Annotated in this window: 19 protein-coding genes; 15 read left to right on the forward strand and 4 right to left on the reverse strand. The window is 62.3% G+C overall.

The genetic code is table 11. The annotated features are described in order from the left end of the window. Positions 1-420 (reverse strand): PPC domain-containing DNA-binding protein, encoded by a 420-nt coding sequence (locus BLR35_RS14525; protein ID WP_090383423.1) that lies wholly within the window; start codon positions 418-420, stop codon positions 1-3. Positions 421-729: 309 nt separating this feature from the next. Here BLR35_RS14525 and BLR35_RS14530 point away from each other — a divergent pair, with 309 nt between their 5' ends. The 13 genes from BLR35_RS14530 to BLR35_RS20765 all read left to right on the forward strand — a co-directional run bounded on the left by BLR35_RS14530 (position 730) and on the right by BLR35_RS20765 (position 15,970). Continuing rightward, positions 730-2,511, forward strand: a complete 1,782-nt coding sequence (locus BLR35_RS14530; RefSeq protein WP_090383426.1) for an ABC transporter substrate-binding protein — start codon at positions 730-732, stop codon at positions 2,509-2,511. Positions 2,512-2,663: 152 nt separating this feature from the next. After that, the gene (locus tag BLR35_RS14535) at positions 2,664-3,740 is read left to right on the forward strand and encodes an ABC transporter permease (protein WP_090383428.1); all 1,077 of its coding nucleotides are present in this window, start codon (positions 2,664-2,666) and stop codon (positions 3,738-3,740) included. Continuing rightward, a complete protein-coding gene (locus BLR35_RS14540) occupies positions 3,737-5,473 on the forward strand; it encodes an ABC transporter permease (RefSeq protein WP_090383431.1) in 1,737 nt (578 codons plus the stop codon). The genes BLR35_RS14535 and BLR35_RS14540 overlap by 4 nt, the downstream gene beginning before the upstream one ends. Then, the gene (locus BLR35_RS14545; RefSeq protein ID WP_090383434.1) at positions 5,473-6,864 is read left to right on the forward strand and encodes an oligopeptide/dipeptide ABC transporter ATP-binding protein; all 1,392 of its coding nucleotides are present in this window, start codon (positions 5,473-5,475) and stop codon (positions 6,862-6,864) included. Before BLR35_RS14540 ends, BLR35_RS14545 begins: the two co-directional genes overlap by 1 nt. Then, entirely contained in the window at positions 6,861-8,180 is a 1,320-nt protein-coding gene (locus BLR35_RS14550; RefSeq protein WP_090383437.1) for an ABC transporter ATP-binding protein, read from the forward strand. Before BLR35_RS14545 ends, BLR35_RS14550 begins: the two co-directional genes overlap by 4 nt. A gap of 6 nt (positions 8,181-8,186) precedes the next feature. Continuing rightward, positions 8,187-8,603 carry a DUF7555 family protein gene (locus tag BLR35_RS14555; RefSeq protein ID WP_090383441.1) on the forward strand — a complete coding sequence of 139 codons (417 nt, stop codon included), beginning with the start codon at positions 8,187-8,189 and terminating at the stop codon, positions 8,601-8,603. Positions 8,604-8,688: 85 nt separating this feature from the next. Beyond that, positions 8,689-9,228, forward strand: coding sequence for a DUF7529 family protein (locus BLR35_RS14560; RefSeq protein ID WP_090383444.1), 540 nt, complete (start codon positions 8,689-8,691; stop codon positions 9,226-9,228). Between the two features lie 210 nt (positions 9,229-9,438). Next, positions 9,439-11,109: an ABC transporter substrate-binding protein gene (locus BLR35_RS14565; RefSeq protein ID WP_090383447.1), complete on the forward strand. Its 1,671-nt coding sequence runs from the start codon at positions 9,439-9,441 to the stop codon at positions 11,107-11,109. Between the two features lie 70 nt (positions 11,110-11,179). After that, the gene (locus BLR35_RS14570; RefSeq protein ID WP_090383449.1) at positions 11,180-12,178 is read left to right on the forward strand and encodes an ABC transporter permease; all 999 of its coding nucleotides are present in this window, start codon (positions 11,180-11,182) and stop codon (positions 12,176-12,178) included. Between the two features lie 2 nt (positions 12,179-12,180). Beyond that, the gene (locus tag BLR35_RS14575; protein WP_090383452.1) at positions 12,181-13,176 is read left to right on the forward strand and encodes an ABC transporter permease; all 996 of its coding nucleotides are present in this window, start codon (positions 12,181-12,183) and stop codon (positions 13,174-13,176) included. A gap of 2 nt (positions 13,177-13,178) precedes the next feature. Next, positions 13,179-14,333 carry an ABC transporter ATP-binding protein gene (locus BLR35_RS14580; protein ID WP_090383457.1) on the forward strand — a complete coding sequence of 385 codons (1,155 nt, stop codon included), beginning with the start codon at positions 13,179-13,181 and terminating at the stop codon, positions 14,331-14,333. After that, a complete protein-coding gene (locus tag BLR35_RS14585; protein WP_090383460.1) occupies positions 14,323-15,678 on the forward strand; it encodes an ABC transporter ATP-binding protein in 1,356 nt (451 codons plus the stop codon). The genes BLR35_RS14580 and BLR35_RS14585 overlap by 11 nt, the downstream gene beginning before the upstream one ends. 136 nt (positions 15,679-15,814) lie before the next feature. Beyond that, the gene (locus BLR35_RS20765; protein WP_170831044.1) at positions 15,815-15,970 is read left to right on the forward strand and encodes a hypothetical protein; all 156 of its coding nucleotides are present in this window, start codon (positions 15,815-15,817) and stop codon (positions 15,968-15,970) included. Between the two features lies 1 nt (position 15,971). Here BLR35_RS20765 and BLR35_RS14590 read toward each other — a convergent pair whose 3' ends face one another. Next, a complete protein-coding gene (locus tag BLR35_RS14590) occupies positions 15,972-16,514 on the reverse strand; it encodes a DUF7974 family protein (protein ID WP_090383462.1) in 543 nt (180 codons plus the stop codon). Between the two features lie 79 nt (positions 16,515-16,593). Next, entirely contained in the window at positions 16,594-16,755 is a 162-nt protein-coding gene (locus BLR35_RS20770) for a DUF7556 family protein (protein WP_170831045.1), read from the reverse strand. 127 nt (positions 16,756-16,882) lie between these two features. Here BLR35_RS20770 and BLR35_RS14595 point away from each other — a divergent pair, with 127 nt between their 5' ends. Further along, on the forward strand, positions 16,883-17,734 hold the full coding sequence (locus BLR35_RS14595; RefSeq protein ID WP_090383465.1) for a CBS domain-containing protein: 852 nt from the start codon (positions 16,883-16,885) through the stop codon (positions 17,732-17,734). Beyond that, positions 17,727-19,496: a glycine--tRNA ligase gene (glyS, locus tag BLR35_RS14600; protein ID WP_090383468.1), complete on the forward strand. Its 1,770-nt coding sequence runs from the start codon at positions 17,727-17,729 to the stop codon at positions 19,494-19,496. The genes BLR35_RS14595 and glyS overlap by 8 nt, the downstream gene beginning before the upstream one ends. On the opposite strand, the gene BLR35_RS14605 is transcribed toward glyS, so the two are convergent. Then, the gene (locus BLR35_RS14605; RefSeq protein ID WP_090383470.1) at positions 19,493-19,900 is read right to left on the reverse strand and encodes a hypothetical protein; all 408 of its coding nucleotides are present in this window, start codon (positions 19,898-19,900) and stop codon (positions 19,493-19,495) included. The two genes, glyS and BLR35_RS14605, sit on opposite strands and share 4 nt — an antisense overlap. Positions 19,901-20,027: the final 127 nt, after the last annotated feature.

Here is a 20,027-nt window from a genome sequence, read left to right on the forward strand (position 1 = left end):
TCAGAGCCAGAGGTCGAGTTCGGTGGTGTCGTCGTACTCGCGTTCGAGCGGTTCCTCGAAGACGCGCATGTGGACCTCGCCGGCCCAGACGGTGGCCTCGTTCAGGTGACCGGCGTAGGCGACCCCTTCGTCGTCAGAGAGCACGGCGTGGGTGTGGGCGAACCGGTCGTCGTCGAGCAGGGAGACGTTGCCGACACAGCTGGCGACCTCGAGCGGTTCGTCGAACTCGATGGGATAGTACTCGCACTCGTCCTGATCGTAGAACCAGAGTTCGGCGTCCTGGACGGCACCGAGTGCGGTGAACCACGCGGCGTCGGCCCCGACTTCCGCCGCTAGCGACTCGATTTCCCCTCGCCAGTCCGCGCCGGTCTCGAGACGAGCGACGTACTCGCTTGCGGTCTGGACCTCTCGATAATGCATACGCTCACATCTGATTGAGAGAAGCAAAAAGGTTGAGGAAGTGCAATCCCTCCGCCACCAACAGTCATTTAAAATTACATTTTTATCGAATGGGCTGAAAACGCCTAGTAGAACCAAACTAGTTTCGTGAATTTCGGTAAATGTGGTAAGAGAGCACGTGACATCCAGGATAAATAAACAATTATTCGGTAGCTGGAAGTCGGAGAATCGTACTGTACAGACCCCAGAACAAAATATTACAGCTATAACGAGAAGGACAAAGAAGTAACGATAGATTTACCTGCAGCTTTGGTCAAGGGAAATCATAGCATGAGAGACGAACTGGAACGCCGATCGTTCCTGAAGGCAACTGGTGGGGCTGCTGGTGCACTGGCACTCGCTGGCTGTATCGGTGACGACCCGAGCGACGGAGACGATGAGGACGGCAGTGATGAAGGTGTCCTTAACCTCGTTAATTCGACCATGACGTCGCTGGATCCGATCCAGTCGACGGACACCGCATCCGGACGGGTTATCCGTCAGATCTTCGAGACGCTGACGCACTTCCCGAACGGAACGACCGACCTCGAGAACCTCCTCGTGGAGGGGTACGAACTCTCCGACGACGGACTGACCTACACGTTCGAACTCAAGGAAGGCGTCGAGTTCCACAACGGTGAGGAACTGACCGCACAGGACTTCGTCTACTCGTTCCGACGACTCGCGGAGTCGCCGAACAGCGAACGCGGGAACTTCATCATCGGCGACGCCTCGTTCCTCAACGTCGAAGCCGATATCGACGAAAACGGGAGAGCCGAACCCGAGAGCCTCGGCGTCGAGGCCGTCGACGACCACACGCTCGAGATCACGCTCGAGACGCAGGCGCCGGACGCCCTGGAAATTCTCGCGTACGACTCCTTCGCCGCCGTGCCGGAAGGACTCGTCGGCGACATCGAGGGCTACGACGGCGAGATCGACCAGAGCGAGTTCTCCTCGGAGAACCCGATCGGTACTGGTCCGTTCGAGTTCGAGAACTGGGAGTCCGACTCCGAAGCGGAAGTCGTCCGATACGACGACTACCACGGCAGCGTCGCGAACGTCGACGGCGTCCACTGGGCGATCTTCGAAGACGACGAAGCCCGCTACACCTACGCGATCGAGGGCAACGCCGACATCTTCGAGATTCCGACGGCGCAGTACGACGCCAGCCTGATCGACGCCGAGACCGACGAGCGCGGCCGCGAGGTCGGTAGCTACGGACCGATGGAGAACGACGAGACCGTCGGTTACGTCGGCGCGCCACAGCTGAGTACGTACTACTTCGCGTTCAACGTCCCGTCGGTCCCGCGTCCGGTCCGACAGGCAATCGCGTACGTCGTCGACCACGAGACGCTGATCCAGACCCTCTTCGAGGGCCGTGGTGACGAAGCGTTCACCTTCACGCCATCGGGTATGTGGCCTGGCGGTGCCGACGCCTACGAATCGTTCATCGAGGACTATCCATACAACCGCAACACTGCAGACCGCGACGCGGCCCGCGAAGTCCTCGAAGAGGCCGGCTACACCGAGGACGATCCGTACGAGCTGACGCTGACGACCTACCAGTCCGACGTCTTCCAGGAAGCCGGTCGAGAGATCCGCGACCAGCTTTCCGGACTCGGCGTCGACCTCAACCTCGAGGAAGCACCGTTCGCGACGCTACAGGAGCGTGGCGAGAACGGTAACCTCGAGTTCTACTCGCTGGGCTGGACCTGGAGCTGGCCGGACCCCGGATACGGGATGTTCGGATTCGAGCCGGAGAACACGGACACCTCCCGCATGCCAGGGGACACCAACGGGTACTACCTCGACTGGCACGAGGCAGACAGTGACGCCGCACAGCAGGCACAGGACGCCTGGGAGCGTATCGAGGCGAACCCCGATCCAGAGGACGAGGACCTCCGTAACGAGGCCTACGTCGAAATGGAAGAAGCCATCTGGGACGACATGGTCTGTATCCCGCTGTACCACCAGCTCATGGAGCAGTTCTACTACGACCGCGTCGACGTCGAGCCGTTCGGCGCGATGGGCGAGTACCTCCAGGTGTTCAACGAGGCAACGCTGGACCAGTAACGTAAATAGACCGCTGAAAACCGCCCGAACGGTCGTCGATTTCGTTTGACGACCGATTTCGGTCATCTCGCTATACAAAGTGTTCAGATGGTACATACACTAGAACTATCAGAATCGTTATACATGCGACGACGAACAGGAGGTGAGCGACGATGAGCCGCTGGCGTTATCTGCTCCGCCGGATCCTGCTGTCGATTCCTGTCATCGTCTTCGGGCTCACGATCACGTTCGTCATCATCCGAATGGGTCCGATCGATCCCGTATCAGCTATCCTCGGACCGGATTCGGGACCGGGACAACGAGTACAGATCGAACAACGGCTCGGACTGGATAGACCGCTGTGGGAGCAGTACATCGAGTTCATGTCGAACATGCTGCTTCCGTGGTCGTTCGACCTCGGCCAGTCGTGGGTCATCCAGCCAAACACTGACGTCACGACGCTGCTTGCCAGCTACGCACCGCGAACGCTGTGGCTCGGCTTCTGGTCCGTGCTGATCCCGCTATTTATCGGGATCCCGCTCGGCTTCTACGCCGGCCTCAACTCGAACACCTGGGGTGACTACATCGCCTCGTTCGGTGGCATCATCTGGCGAGCGATGCCCAACTTCTGGCTGGCGATCATGTTCCTGGCGTTCCTCCGCCAGACCGAGCGATTCCTGTTCGGACTGGACTGGCACACGTTTATCGTCGAAATCGACAGCCTCGTCGGGACGCCGCCGCTCGATTTCTTCGCGGTGACCGACTGGGCCAGCCTCGGCGTCGTGGCCATTCCGGTCGGAATCTACTTCTCGGTAGAGGGATTCCTGGCCGCAGTCAAGCATATCCTGCCCGCAGCCATCGTGCTCGGCTCGGCGTCGATGGGTAACGAGTTGCGTATCGGCCGCACGGCAGTCCTCGAGACGATCAACTCGAACTACGTCCAGACAGCGAAGGCGAAGGGACTCCGGAGTCGCGTGATCGTCTGGAAACACGTCTTCCGGAACGCGCTGATTCCGCTCGTTCCGATCATCACCAACGAGGCGTTCATCCTGATCGGTGGCTCAGTCATCGTGGAAGTCATCTTCGGGATCAACGGCATCGGCTACCTGTTCTTCCAGGCTGCCATCCAGGGTGACCTCCCGCTCGTAGGCTCGCTAATGTTCGTCTTCATCATCATCATCGTCTCGATCAACATCATCCAGGACATCCTCTACACGCTCCTGGATCCGCGCGTGGGGTACCAAGGATGAGCACGGAAACAGACGAATTCGACGACAGGACGCTTCGGCAACGCATCGCAGAGAACCCACGCCCGGCACTGCTCTGGCTCGCCGGGCTGGTCTTCCTGCTCGCGCTCGAACTGGGTTCGATCGCAGCCGCCGCCCTGCGAGTCGGCGAAGTGGCGCGGTTCACGCTCGAGGGAGTCGCGGCTGCACCGTCCTGGCTCGCCAGCGTCGTCGCCGACTCGCTCGGCCCGATTAGCTCCACCCTCACCTTCGTGGTGACGGCAGTGGTGTTGCTGTCGATGGCGGGCGTGCTCGTCAAGTGGCTGTTCGTTCCGTTCTCGATCGTCGACCGACTGGGTATCGAACTCGGGACCGGCAAGGAAGACGTCCTCGAACGAACGATTGTCACGGCACTGGTCGCCGTCGTCGTCGTGGCACTGATCGTGACCCCGCTCGGTACTCTCGTCGACGTCGTTCTCAGCTGGCTGAGACAGGGCGTCGAGGCCGTCAGCTCTCTGCAGACGCTGACGAGCCGCGAAACGATCCCGAACGAGGGATACCAGGCTGCAGACGGTAGCTGGGAAGGTACCTGGCTCGGCCTCTCGCCCGCGATAGCGTGGGCAATTCGAGTGGCCGTCGTCTACGCCTATGCGTTCGCCCTCCTCGGCTGGTTCTGGAAAGGATACAATATCTTCCGCGAACAGTATCGGGAAGCCGACTGGACGCCACGTGACGACAGCATCAATCGATTCCGGAACCACTACTGGGGCATATTCGGACTCGTCGTCGTCGTCGCGTTCGTCGTGATGGCGCTGTGGGCGCCCGTTCTCGGCCCCACGCCTGCGGAAGCAGACCTCTACCAGCCGTACGAACACGAACTCGAGTACTACGACGAGGAACTCGAAGAGGTCGCGTCGACGACGTACGGCGAAGCGAACCTCGATACGCGATCCGTCGGCGGTGACAGTAACGTCGGACTGATGAGCTACGACCAGTACGACAGGTTCCATCCGTTCGGGACGAATCAGGACGGGAAAGACCTGTTCACGTTCCTGGTACATGGAGCGCAAGTGTCGCTGGTCATCGGGCTACTTGCGACGGTGTTGATGGCAGTTGTCGCAACCGCGCTCGCGTTGATGACGGCCTACTACAAGGGACTGCTCGACCTGATCACGGTCGTCGCGAGCGACTCGATCATGTCGTTACCGCGGTTCCTGGTCGTGTTGCTGCTATCGGTGCTGTTCATGGAAGCCCAACACCCGATAGCGACGATATACGACGGTGGCCTGTTACTGGCGCTGATCTTCGCAGTGACGGGGTGGCCACACCTCTGGCGTGCGGTTCGTGGCCCTTCCTTACAGGTCGCAGAACAGGAGTGGGTCGACGCCGCGAGAAGTTACGGCCAGAGTCCACTGGCGACGATGCAGAAACACATGTCCCCCTACATCGCAGGGTACATGCTCGTCTACGCCTCGATGTCGCTCGGCGGCGTCATCATCGGCGTCGCTGCGCTCTCGTTCCTCGGGTTCGGTGTTCAGCCACCGACCCCCGAGTGGGGACGGGCAGTCTACGAGGGACGGCCCTACGTCTCGACGGCATCCTGGCACACCGCCACGATTCCCGGGATCATGGTCGTCCTCATCGTGACCGCGTTCAACGCCCTCGGTGACGGGATCCGTGACGCGATCGACCCCGAAAGCGACGCCGAAGGCGGCGACGCCGGTGCGAGTGCCGGCGCTGCCGGAGGTGGTGGCTGATGTCTATGGAAGACCCGATCGAATACGCAAACGACGATACGAGTACAGCGACGGAGCCGATCCTCACGATCCGGAACCTCCAGACCGCCTTCTTCACGGACAAGGAGGTCATTCGGGCCGTCGACGGCGTCAGTTTCGATATCGACGTCGGCGAAACCGTCGGCATCGTCGGCGAGAGCGGATCCGGCAAGAGCGTCACCGCACGCTCCATCATGGGACTGGTCGAGTCCCCCGGCCGCGTCCTCGAGGGCAGTAGCATTCGCTACCACAACCCCGAGACGGTCGAGAACTTCGCCGAGTCCTACCCCGACAACACGGTCTACCTCGACGACGTTCGCGACCGGTTCGATCCGGCGGACGTCCTCGAGAACCCGGCGATCGACGCCTCCATCGAGGAGTTCGCCGACCCGGGTAAGCCGGTTCCGTCGGCCGACGAACTCGACGTGACCGACGTCGTCGACGCCGGCTACGGCGAGGAACTCGGACTGGTCGACGAGGGCGATTTCGTCTTCCTCGACCGCTCGAGCGACGACCGAACGGATAGCTACGTCGACGTCACGCGGACAGAGGGTGAGCCGCTGCGAAAGCTCCGTGGCGGCAACATCGCGATGGTGTTCCAGGATCCACTGACCAGCCTCAACCCCGTCTATACGGTCGGCAACCAGATCAAGGAGGCACTGCGGCTCCACCAGGGGATCAAAGGAAAAGAAGCGACCGAGGAAGCGATCGAACTGCTCGAGGCGGTCGGCATTCCGGACGCCCCAAAGCGGGTCTCGGAGTACCCCCACCAGTTCTCCGGCGGGATGCGCCAGCGAGCGGTGATCGCGATGGCGCTTGCCTGCGATCCCGAGTTGTTGATCTGTGACGAGCCGACGACGGCACTCGACGTGACGATCCAGGCTCAGATCCTCGAGTTGCTCGACGAACTCCAGGAGGAACGGGACCTCGCGATCATGTTCATCACCCACGACATGGGTGTCATCGCTGAGGTTGCAGACCGGGTCAACGTCATGTACGCCGGCGAACTCATCGAGTCGGCCGACGTCGAAACCCTGTTTGCCGACCCGGCCCATCCGTACACCCAGGGACTGCTCGAGTCGATTCCGGGGCGACAGGTCGGCAAAGATCGGCTCTCGACGATCGAGGGCGACGTGCCGACGCCGAACGAACCGGCAGGCTACTGTCGGTTCGCGCCGCGGTGTCCGAAGGCGTTCCAGGCGTGCGATCAGGTCCATCCCGAGTCGGTCGCCATCGACGACGGAGCGGACGGCAAAAACCACCGCGTCTCGTGTCTGCTCTATCCGGACGACAAGCCGGAGTCGGAGCGCGTTGCGCTTCACGATCGACTGGGTGGCAGCGCCGACGCGAATACAGGAGGTGAGAACCGATGAGCCAGCAAGTATCCGAACGAGCCGAATCGACCGATCAGCGCGGAGAGACGCTCGTCGAAGTCGACAACCTCAAGACCTACTACGAGGGCGACGGCCTGCTCGGTGGCCAGCCGGTGAAAGCCGTCGACGGCGTCAACTTCGAGATTTCTCGCGGGGAGACGCTCGGACTCGTCGGCGAGTCAGGCTGTGGAAAGACGACGCTCGGTCGAACGCTCATCCACCTGGAAGACGCCACTGACGGCGAGATTCGCTACGACGGCACTGAGGTGACGAGTCTCAGCGGTGCCGAACTGAAAAAGTGGCGGCGCAACGCACAGATGGTGTTCCAGGACCCAGAATCGAGCCTGAACGACCGGATGACGATCGGTGAGATCGTCCGAGAGCCGCTCGACGTCCACGACTGGAAGACCCCACACGAGCGCCGCGACCACGTCCGGGAGCTACTCGAGACCGTCGGCCTCCAGAAGGAACACTACTACCGGTATCCCCACCAGTTCTCCGGCGGGCAGCGCCAGCGTATCGGGATCGCTCGCGCGCTCGCGCTGGAACCGGACTTCGTCGTGCTGGACGAACCGGTCTCGGCACTCGACGTCTCGGTGCAGGCGAAGGTCCTGAACCTGCTGGACGACCTCCAGGAGGAGTTCGGACTGACGTACCTGTTTATCGCCCACGACCTGAGCGTCGTTCGGCACATCTGTGACCGCGTCGCGGTGATGTACCTGGGGAACATCTTGGAGATCGGACCGACCGAGGAGCTGTTCCAGGATCCGTCGAATCCGTACACGCACGCGCTCCTGTCGGCGATCCCGGAACCAGATCCGACGGTCGAACGAGACCGGATCATCCTCAACGGGACGCCGCCGAGCCCGCGAGATCCGCCGTCGGGCTGTCCGTTCAGCACGCGCTGCCCGGCGAAGATCCGGCCCGAAGGGTACGCGGACCTCGACGACGACGTCTGGGAAGCGATCAACCTCTTCCGCGTATTGCTCGAGGAACGGTCCCGGGCGGATCTGTCGATTCGGGACCGGGTCCGCGAGTTCCGCGGCCAGAACGTACGATTCGAGAACATTACGGAGGTACGGGACGAACTGTTCGGCGACCTCGAGCTCTCGAGCGAGGTCGAACGCCACGTCGACCGGGCCCACGAGTACGTCGAACAAAACGAGTTCGAACGCGCACTCGAGTACCTCGCCGAGGAGTTCAACAGCGTCTGTGACCGCGAGGACCCGTCACACTGTCAGGTCGGCGACACCGGCCGGACCAGCGCGTGTCACCGCCACCAGCCCGAGTACGCCTCACCCGAAGAAGAACTGTAATCACACATGTCCCGACCGAGTCCGTCGACCGTCGGCTGGCTGCTCGTCGACGTCTTTGCGTACGCAGTCGTCTTCACCGCGCTCGTCGTGGTGGTGGTGACGCCAGTTGGCTACGTCGCCGGCGACGAGTGGACGGGTGTCAAGGTCGGGCTGTTCCTCGTTGGGATGGCCGTGTTCGGCTACAGCAGCATCTGGCTCTGGCTCCAGTCGTCTCAGCTGAAGTACGACGAAAAACAGGAGTCGCCGTCGACCGTCACTCGAGAGCAGGAATCACAGCTCCAGACGGCACTCGATGGACTGTCTATCTATCCGACCGAGTCCATCCCACCGATGACTCGCGTGTCGCCGGGAACCAAACTGTTCGTGGGGAGTCTACTCGTGCTCGCAGTCTCGTTCGGTATGGAGACCGTATTCGGCGTCTAAGCGGCGGCTTCCCGTTCGGAGCTTCTGTGTCAGTCGGCAATCGAGAAGAGAAAAGTAAACCAGTGTCCCGTCCCTTGAAGGGAGTATGACCGACACCGGGAGCGACCCCAACACTCGAGGGCAGTCGACGCCGGGCGGAACTGCAGCGACGAAGGCGTGGCAACGGACGCTCGAGGACATGGAAGGACTCGCGGAAGAACGCGAGGAACAGGGATGGGACGTCGTCAGCATTATCTCCGGGAACACGGCACCGACGCCGCCGTCTGGCAGCGAGGATGACTGGTTCGGGCCGTCGTTCATTATTCCGGACAACAAGGCGACGCCGTTCGAGGAGGCCTTCGAGCGCGGGGAGTTCCCGCTCTACGAAGTGTATCGCGAGACGGTCGACGACCGAGTCTTCCTCGTCGTGGAGTACATCGATCCGGATGTCGAGACGGTAATCATGATTGCCGGACAGTACAGGCTCCGTAACGCGGCCGGGATGGCGAGTGCGGCGATAGACGACGACGTGATCTACACTCGCGTGCAGACGCTCGACGGAACGGTGCTCGGCTCGTTCCAGCACGAGGAGTACGAGAAGTTCGTCCCCGACGTCGAACGGGTCGCCGACTGGCACGACGACTGACCGTTCGCGGTCGAACGATTGCGACGCCGACCTCGACACGTACTGCACCCCTTCTGCCACATTTGTACACTGATATCCGGTATTGGATAATAAAAACCCACCCGGTGCGTGTAAAACGGTATTACTTAAGCTGTATCAGGAGTGTAATGATCGTTGGCCACAGTTGGTAGAGGATAACAAAGAGTGGGCGAGGTCCTACCAACGAGGACGATGGTAGACATGTCACGACCGACCCGTCGACGGGTTCTCGCCTCCGGGGCGGCGGTCTCCGCGGCGGCCATCGCAGGGTGCATTGGTGAGGATGGCGAGGAGGACGATAACGGTGAGGAACCGGCAGACATCGGCGAATATCAGTACGACAGGGAGGAGCCGGGCGACGAAGAGACGGCAAGCGGGAGTTCGATCGAATTCCTCCAGCCGGCGGAACGCGACGAGGACTTCGATCCCGTCGTCTCCTTCGACTCCTACAGTATGCAGGTCGCGAACCTCGTGTTCGACGGCCTCTACGAGTGGGACGACGAGATGGAACTCGAGCCGAAGATCGCCGACGGGATGCCCGAGGAGGAAGACGACGGCGAAACGTTCATCTTCGAGATCCAGGACGGGATCGAGTTCCACAACGGCGACGAAGTGACCGCGTCCGACGTCGCCCACTCCTTTACTGCACCGGTCGAAGAGGAAACCGAGAACGCGGCGACCTACGCGATGATCGAGTCGGCCGAACCGATCGACGACTACTCGCTCGAGGTGAACCTCGAGCATCCCTACGGGCCCTTTACGCTGGTGACCATGGCCGTCAACGTGGTGCCAGAAGAGGTCCGTACGGAGGATCGCGAGGACTTCAACACCGATCCGATCGGCTCCGGCCCGTTCCAGTTCACCGACTTTCAGGCCGGCGAGTACGTCGAACTCGAGCGGTGGGACGACTACTGGGACGAGCCCCAGCCGTACGTCGAGGAGATTCGCTTCGAGGACGCACCGGACGACGCTAACCGCGTCGCACAGGTACTCGCTGGCGACGCGGACGTCATCGATACGGTGCCGGCGACGGAGTGGGACGAGGTCGACGGTGCAGACGACGTTCGGATCCACGGCAGCCGCAGTCCGTCCTACATGTACCTCGCGTTCAACTGTAACGAGGGCGAGACGACCGATCCGGACGTGCGACGCGCGGTCGGCCACTCGTTCTCGATGCAGGAGTTCGTCAACGAACATCTCGGTCCTGCGGCTGCACCGCTCGTGAGCCCCGTCCCCGAGATTACAAACGACGAAGGTGACTGGGAGTTCCCCGTCGACGAGTGGGAAGAGATGATGCCCGAGTACGACCCCGAGCAGGCCGAGCAGTTGCTCGAGGATGCGGGCGTCTCAGACGACTGGGAGCCGCGGATCATCGCACCGGAAGGTGGTCCCCGGGAGGCGCTTGCCGAACGGATCGGCTCGCGGTTGACCGAGATCGGCTACGGGGCAGACGTACAAGGAATGTCGTTCGCGACGCTGGTCGACACGTACACCACCGGCAACGCCGACGACTACGAGATGTACCTGCTTGGCTGGACCGGCGGACCCGACCCCGACGCGTACTTCTACAACCTCTTCCACGAGAGTCAGGAGGAAGTCGGACAGGGCCACTTCTACGAGGGGCAAGGCGAGTTCCACGACAACATCCTGGAAGCGCGCGAGAGCGCGGATCAGGACGAACGACGCGAGTTGTACATCGACGTTACCGAGGAAATCCTCGAGTACATGCCCGTGTTGCCGGCCTACTCGGAACACAACACGATGGCTGCCCGCGAGGAAGTCATGGATCTCCACGCACACCCGGCCGTGAGCTACAATCCGCGCATCGTCTCCGACTACCAGAACACCTGGGTCGACGAGTGAAACAGTGACGGGCTCGAGGCCCTTCGGAGGACCGACCGACGCTCACGACCACCGACCATAGCTCTCAGCAATGGGACTGCTTCGATACACGACGTACCGATTCATCCAGGCGATTCCCGTCCTGATCGGAATCTCGATCCTGACGTTCGTGCTCGCGAACCTGACGCCGGGTGATCCGGTCAGGCTCATGCTACAGGGGGTAGAGGCCGACCAGGAGATGATCGAGCAAGTCGAGGCCCGGTACGGGCTCGATCGCCCGATGCACGAACGGTATCTCGACTACATGGGCGGGCTGGTTCAGGGCGACATGGGACACAGCTTTCACCGAAACCGTCCCGTCTCGGAGTTGATCGCCAGCCGGATCGGGCCGACGCTGTTGCTCGTGCTGTCGGCGTACGCGTTCGCGCTCGTGACGTCGATCCCGCTGGGCATCATCGCGGCCAAGCGGCGCAACGAGCCGTTCGATCACGTCTCTCGAATCGTCGCCCTGCTCGGCGTGAGCACGCCCTCGTTCTGGATCGGCATCATGCTCATCCTGATCTTCGCGGTCCAGCTCGGCTGGCTCCCGTCGGCGAACCTGGTCTACCCCTGGTGGTCGCCAGAAGTCTACGGGCACGACGGCTACGTCGAACACTTCGTCGAGACGATACGCCACCTGCTGTTGCCGATGATCGCGCTCGGAACCTTGCAGATGGCGACGCTGATGCGCGTCGAACGCACCCAGATGATCGAGTCCCTGCAGGGCGAGTACGTCAAACTCGCTCGAGCGTACGGCGTGCCCGAGCGAACGATCATGCGAAAGCACGCGTTCCAGGTCGCACAGCTGCCGATCATCACGATCGTCGGGCTCAACCTGTCGACGGCGCTTGGCGGCGCCGTTCTCATCGAGTTCGTCTTCAACATCAACGGGCTCGGTCGGCTGTTCTACGAGGCGATCATCCAGCTCGATTACCAGCTCATCATGGGTATCACGATGATCATCGCGACGATGTTCGTGATCGGCGTCATCATCACCGACATCGCGTACGCGTACATCGACCCACGCGTCACGTACGGAGAGGCTGAGTAACCATGGCAGTAGGAGAATCTCAGGTCGGAAGCGGCTCCGAACCGGAAACCAAGGAGGTCCAGACCGGCTGGCGAAACACCTTGCGAAAGGTGATGCAGGATACGACTGCCCGATGGGGGCTGTACGTCATCACGTTCGTGCTGGCGATCACGGCGTACACGCTCGTCGACGGGAACCTCTCACGGCTCACCTTCGGGAACGTCTCTGACTTCGCGATGGCCGAGGCGCTCCCGATCTTCGAACATCCAGAACGACTGCCGCCGCCGGGCGAGGCGGAGACGAACGTGCCACCGGCGTTTCACGCCGACGGCTCACTCGAGCATCCCCTCGGCACCGACCCGAACGGTCGGGATTACTTCACCCGGATCGTCTACGGCGCGCAGGTGTCGGTCAGCGTCGGCCTCGCCGCGACGTTCCTCGGACTGCTCGGCGGCACGATCATCGGCTCCGTCGCCGGCTACTACGGCGGCTGGGTCGACGACGTCCTGATGCGAGCGATCGAGACCGTCTACGCCATCCCGCCGCTGATCCTCATCATCGTCTTCACGGTGTTCGTCAGCGGGGGCAGCCCCGACGTCCAATTCGCGATCATTGGCGTCGGCATCGCCTTCATCCCGGTGTTCGCCCGGATCATACGCAGCGAAGTGCTGTCGGTCCGCGAGATGGACTACATCGAGGCCGCTCGAGCGGCCGGGGTGAAAGACCGCAACATCATCCTGCGTCACGTCATCCCGAACAGCTTCGCGCCCGTACTGGTCTACGCGACCCTGCAGATCGGCGTCACGATCCTCATCGTCGCCGGGCTCTCGTTCCTCGGCTTCGGTGCACAGCCGCCGACGCCCGACTGGGGCGAGATGCTCCAGACCTCACACAGCTACATGCACTCGAACGTCTGGCTGTCGATCTGGCCGGGGGTAGCGATCATGGTCACCATCATGGGGTTCAACCTCTTCGGTGACGGGCTGCAGGACGCGCTCGATCCGCGGATCAACGACTAACCATGAGTTCCGAACCACTCCTTCGCGTCGAAAACCTCAAGACGCAGTTCTTTACGGACGCCGGTACAGTGCGTGCAGTCGACGGCATCTCCTTCGAGGTCCACGAGGGCGAAATCGTGGGTCTCGTCGGCGAATCCGGAGCCGGCAAGAGTGTGGCTTCGATGAGCCTGCTGCGACTCGTCGATCGACCCGGCGAGATCGTCGACGGCGAGATTACCTACAGAGGAGAGACGCTTTTCGGTCTCGAGGAAGGGCCGGACGGCGAACTCCGGGAACGCGAGGACATGCTCTCGAACGAGGAGATTCGAACCCGGATCCGCGGCAACGAGATCGCCGTCATCTTCCAGGATCCGATGGAGTCGCTCAATCCCGTCTTCACCGTCGGCGGCCAGTTACGGGAGTTCATCGAACTCAATCGCGACCTCTCGAGCGGCGAGGCCCGGGAGGAAGCGGTCGACATGCTCCGGGAGGTCGGCATTCCCGATCCCGAGGAGCGGTACGACGAGTATCCACACCAGTTCTCGGGTGGGATGCGCCAGCGCGTCCTCATCGCGATGGCGCTGGCCTGCGAGCCGAACCTGATCATCGCCGACGAGCCGACGACGGCCTTAGACGTCACCGTCGAGGGACAGATCATCGACCTCGTCGACGACCTCCAGGAGAAGTACGGGACGAGTTTCATCTGGGTGACCCACGACATGGGCGTCGTCGCCGAGATCTGTGACCGGGTCAACGTGATGTACCTGGGCGAGATCGTCGAACAGGCACCGGTGGACGAACTATTCTACGACACGAAACACCCCTACACCGAGGCGCTGCTGGACTCGATGCCACGACCCGATCGAACCGTCGGCGAACTCGATCCGATCGAGGGCGTGATGCCCGAAGCGATCAACCCGCCGTCCGGCTGTCGGTTCCATCCCAGGTGTCCCGACGCGAGAGAGGTCTGTCAACGCGTCCACCCGGAGACGAAGACGGTCGCCGACGCCGACGGCGAGCCACACCGTGCCGCCTGCGTCAAACACGACGCGTTTGACGTCGGCTACGACGAGAGCGTGCCACTCGAGAAAGAACCCCAGATAACCGCCGATAGCGGGGCGAGCACCGAGACGACTGCCGAACCGCTCGAGCCGAACGGAGGTGAGGATGGTGAGTGACGCGAGCCAGGACGGACGGCTGATCGGCTCCGAGATGACCGGCGAGGACGTCGGACAGGGCGAGACGCTCGTCGAAGTCGACGGGCTGAAGAAGTACTTCAGCCAGGAGTCGGGGCTGCTCGGCGGTCTCTCCGTCGAGACGGACGGGTTTCCGCCGATCAGTTTCGGCCGCACGAGCGTCAAGGCCGTCGACGACGTCAGTTTCGAGATCAGACGCGGCGAGACGCTGGGGCTCGTCGGCGAGTCGGGCTGTGGAAAGAGTACGCTCGGGCGGACGCTCCTCCGACTGCTCGAGCCGACCGAGGGAAGCATCTACTTCAAGGGCGACGACCTCGCGGATCTGAGCGGCGAGCAACTCCGGCAGAAGCGATCGGAGATCCAGATGATCTTCCAGGACCCCCAGTCGTCGCTGGATCCGCGGATGAAGGTCGGCCAGATCATCGAGGAACCGATGCGAGCCCACGACATGTTAGACGACGAGGGACGGGAGGCCCGCGCCAAGGAACTCCTCGAGAAGGTCGGACTCGACCCTCACCACTACAACCGTCACCCGCACGCGTTCTCGGGCGGGCAGCGCCAGCGGGTCAACCTCGCGCGTGCGCTGTCGGTGAATCCGGACTTCATCGTCTGTGACGAGCCAGTGTCGGCGCTGGACGTCTCGATCCAGGCCCAGGTGCTGAACACGATGGAGGAACTCCAGGACGAGTTCGGTCTCACGTACCTCTTTATCGCCCACGACCTCTCTGTCATCCGGCACATCTCCGACCGCGTGGCGGTGATGTACCTCGGGAACGTCGTCGAACTCGCCGAGAAAGAGGAACTGTTCGAGAACCCCCAGCACCCCTACACCGAGGCATTGCTCGAGTCGATCCCCGTTCCCGATCCGCGCGACACCGACGCTCGCGGCGTCCTCGAGGGCGAGGTCCCCAGTCCAGTCAACCCGCCGTCGGGCTGTCGGTTCCGAACGCGGTGTCCGCGGCTGATCGCTCCCGACCGGTACGAGTTGAGTGACGAGGAGTGGGAACGGACGCGGGCGTTCATGCGGGCGGTCAAGCGCCGTACGTTCGAACCCAGATCGGCCGACGAGATCCGACGCGAGTTCTTCGCGGAACGGACGCCGACCGGCGAGGCCGGCGAAATCGTCGGGGAAGCGATCGAGTACGTCGCGACGGATTACGGCGAAAGCGACGACGAGGAAGAGCCCACCGACTGGGAGTCGGCGACGGACCTGTTGCTCGAGTCGTTCGCCCAACAGAGTATCTGTGCACGCGAGCGGCCAGCCTACGAGATCGAACCGGAGTACGGCACGGGAACGCATTATACGGCGTGTCACCTGCATCGGTGAACGCGAGCCTCGAGTCACCGGAGCCGTAACTCGTCGGGACCGTCATAGTTGTCTACCGGTCGCGCCGGAACGATTCTATCACACGATTCTTCGTCGGAAAAATAATTAAGGCAGTGCCAACTCTATTAACTCGTGTATGAGTAAGCTTCTGACCATCCTCGCTACCTACAGTCGAATCGGCGCGAAAGCGAAACGAACGATCGAACACTCCCCGGAGTTCTCGGGCGTACAGACCAGCGAAAACGGCCGACCAGAACGGCAGGCTCCTGCTGGCGGGTTCCTGACCGGGTAACCTATCGGCGGATCGTAATCGTCGTCGAATCGCTGGGTTCGAACGCGTCCTCGTGGGTCGCAACGAACGCGTGAATCTCGTACTCGCCGGGTTCCGGGAGAACGGACTCGGTGTGATCCGCGCGGGAACGCCTGAACCGACCGTTCCAGGTGACCGAGGCCCGTTTTCGTTCGCCACCCGAGAAGCTAAACGACGAGGGACGGGAACGCGTGTAGCGGCGTTCGTCGCTGGCCTCGAGTTCGTCGTCTATCGTCCACCCCCAGAGTCGCTGTCGGGGCGTGGGCACCTCGACCGGAACGGGCAACCGATTCCTGAACTCGACAGTTATCTCGACCGGGTCGTCCAGTTCGTAGACGTCTCGATCTGTCTCGACGGAGACGGCGATAGCGCGACGACCGATCGCCGTCGGCACCAGCGCCGAGAGAAACGTCGCCGTCGTGTACCGCGAGTCGTCGGCATCGACCCCGAAGACGTCGGCGACGGGCGACGACGGAGACGGGTTCGAATTGGACGACGATCCATCTCGGGATCGCGGACCGCTCATAGCGTGGAAAACGGGGTTGGGTCACTAAACGGTGTGGTTGCCAGTAACCGATCCGCGCGAACAGAAGCGTCTCGCGCCGCTATCGCCAGGCCGGAAGTGTCGGTGCGTCGTCAGCCTGCATCGAAAGCCAGGCGTCGTCGGCAGAGATGTCCGCAATGACGTACTCCTCGCTGGAGTCAGCCGTATCGATCGAACCGACGACCGTATCGCCGGACGTCGTGGCGTGGGGGTTCGTCGCCATGTATGTGAGTGACAACCACTCACGTATAAACTCATCGAATCGAACTGTCTCCCGAACCGAACGGATTCGGGAACTGTCGGCGCGGGAAGCACTGGGTTTATACTCATTTTTGCCCTACCGTGGGGACATGAACGTAGCCGACGCGATGACGCCCCGCGAGGACGTGGTGACCGCCGAACTGCCGGGCACCCGTTCGGACGTCCTCGAGTACCTGCAAGAACAGTCGTTTTCGTCCGTCCCGGTCGTCAAATCGACCGACGACGGCCTCGAGTACAGAGGACTGATCTCGCGGGACGCACTGATCGAACAGCCCGACGAAGACCAGCTCGTGATGCTGATGGAGGACGTTCCGACGACCACGCGCGAGACGCCGCTCGAGGAACTCGCCCGCACGATGGTCGAGGAGGGCGCGCGCCGCGTCCCCGTCGTCGACGGCGAGTTCGAGGGGATCGTCACGGTGACCGACGTGATCCACGCGATCGCGACGGGTGACCAGGAGACCGACGGTACCGTCGAGAGCTACGCGAGCGAGAACGTCAACACGACCTACGAGGGTGCGCCGCTGCCGGTCGCCGAGCGCGAACTCTACTACGCGAACGTCCCCTACACGGTCGCACTCGACGACGACGGACGGATGAACGGCGTCCTTACGGAAGTCGACATCATCGACGTCGCCCGCATCGTCGAGGGCGAAGAGTCGACCGGCGACAACTTCCCGGATCAGGACTCCGAGTGGTCCTGGGAGGGGATCAAGGCCGTCGGGAGCCGGTACCTCCCAACTCGAGACATCGAGATTCCGACCGGTCCGGTCAGCGAGTTCATGACCGACGACGTGGTGACCGTCTCGGGCAACACGTCGATCCAGGAGACGGCACAGCAGATGATCAGCAACGACGTCGAACAGATTCCGATGGCAACTGCCGAACAGCTCGCGGGCATCGTCCGCGACGTAGACATTCTCGAGGCACTCTATGAGTAAGCAAGAAGCAACCGAGACAGACGCAACGAGCGAGAAACTGGTCGAACTCGCCAAGCGCCGAGGGTACTTCTTCCAGTCCTCGGGTGCGTACGGCGGCGTCGGCGGCTTCTACACGTTCGGCCCACAGGGTGCGTCCCTGAAGGGCAACGTCGAGGATGCCTGGCGCGACCGGTTCGCGGTCGCCGAGGGCAACATGGAGATCGACGCGCCGACGATCATGCCCGAACCAGTCTTCGAGGCGTCGGGCCACCTCGACACCTTCGACGACATGCTCGTCGAGTGTCCGGAATGTGGCGAGAGCCACCGCGCGGACCACGTCGTCGAGGACAACACGGAGTACGAGGACGCCGAGAGTCTCCCTATCCCGGAGGTCGAGGAAGTCATCGCCGAGTACGAACTCGTCTGTCCCTCCTGTGGCGCGGGACTGGCAGGCCAGGCCGTCGACACGTTCAATCTCATGTTCGCGACGAACATCGGCCCCGGCGACTCCGATCCGGGCCACCTGCGTCCCGAGACGGCCCAGGGTATCTTCGTCGAGTTCCCGCGACTCAAGGAGTACGCACGCAACCAGCTCCCGTTCGGCGTCACTCAGATCGGTCGGGCCTACCGAAACGAAATCAGTCCCCGACGCTCGATTATCCGCACGCGGGAGTTCACCCAGGCCGAACTCGAGTACTTCGTCGACCCCGAAGAGGACGAACCCGACCTCGAGGCCGTCGAGGACGTCGAGGTGACGCTGTATCCGGCCAGCGAGCAGAACAAAGAGGACGGTTCGGAACTCGAGACGACGATCGGCGAGGCAGTCGAGGAGGACGTCATCACCGACGAGTGGGTCGCGTACTTCCTCGGGATCGCCAAACCGTGGTACGAGGCGGTCGGCGTCGACATGGACCGGTTCCGGTTCCGTCAGCACCTCTCGGGCGAACGCGCCCACTACGCCGCGGACTGCTGGGACGCAGAGAGCGAAATCGACGGTAACTGGATCGAACTGGCTGGCTTCGCCAACCGGAGCGACTACGACCTCTCGAAACACGCGGACCACTCCGAGGACCGCTTTACGATCTTCAGGCAGTACGACGAACCCAAGACCGTCGAACGCGCGACCGTCGATCCCGACATGAGCTACCTCGGTCCCGAGTTCGGCGGCGACGCACAGGCAGTCGTCGACGAACTCGAGACGCTCGCCGAACGCGACCGGTCCGCCTTCGACGGTGAGACCGTCGAGATCGAACTCGAGGACGAGACCCACGAGATCCCCCTCGAGAAGACCGGTTTCTCGGTCGACGAGGAGACGATCGCCGGCGAACACATCGTCCCCCACGTCATCGAGCCCTCGTTCGGCGTCGACCGACTCGTCTACACCGTCCTCCACCACGCCTATCGCGAGGACGAGGTCGATGGCGAAGAGCGGACGTATCTGGAACTCGAGCCCGAAGTCGCGCCGACGTTCGTCGGCGTCTTCCCACTACAGAACGACGACGAACTCGAGGAACAGGCCCACGAAATCGTCGACGACCTGCGGGCGGTCGGCCTCTCGGTCACCTACGACGACTCGGGGAACATCGGCCGACGCTACCGCCGCCAGGACGAGGTCGGCACGCCGTTCTGCGTGACGGTGGATTACGAGACGCTCGAAGAAGAGGAGACGACCGTTACCGTCCGCGAGCGAGACACGACCGACCAGAAGCGCCTGCCCGTCGACGGCCTCGCCGAGACGCTCGCCGAAATTCGGGAAGGCGACCTCGAGTTCGCGGACATCTAGGGCTTCGGGTCTACCCGCCACCCATCGATTTCTCCGGCAACGATGAGGTGTCCGACGACGTAGAGCGGAAACACTGCGAGGATACCGATGGAGAGACCGACGAACATCCGAGGAAGGGTGACCGCTACAGCGATCGTCGGTACGATGAGGATCGACATGACGACGATTCGTCCGGCGACGCCGATCGCCTGAAACGTCGCGCCAATCTCTTTCCCGATCGGCGACTGTGCGACCGGGCCCATCCCGATCAGGCCAAGGACGAATCCAACGACGATCCATTCCCAGGCCGCATCACCGAGAGGAAAGGCAGAGAGGATTAGAATGATAGCGACAAAAATCATCAGTACGTCGCTTTTCGTCGGTGGCCGATCCGGAAACATCGCACGTGAGACGAGCGAACGCATTCAGAAACAATTCTATCGTCTGACATAAATCTGTATCGGTCCGTGACGCGATTGTCGGCAGAGACCTCATCGTTCGTTTCGAAGATAACCGACGGACTGAAGGTCCCGTTGTTCGAGGGGAGACGTG

It is taken from the genome of Natronobacterium texcoconense (assembly GCF_900104065.1).
Lineage (GTDB): Archaea > Halobacteriota > Halobacteria > Halobacteriales > Natrialbaceae > Natronobacterium > Natronobacterium texcoconense.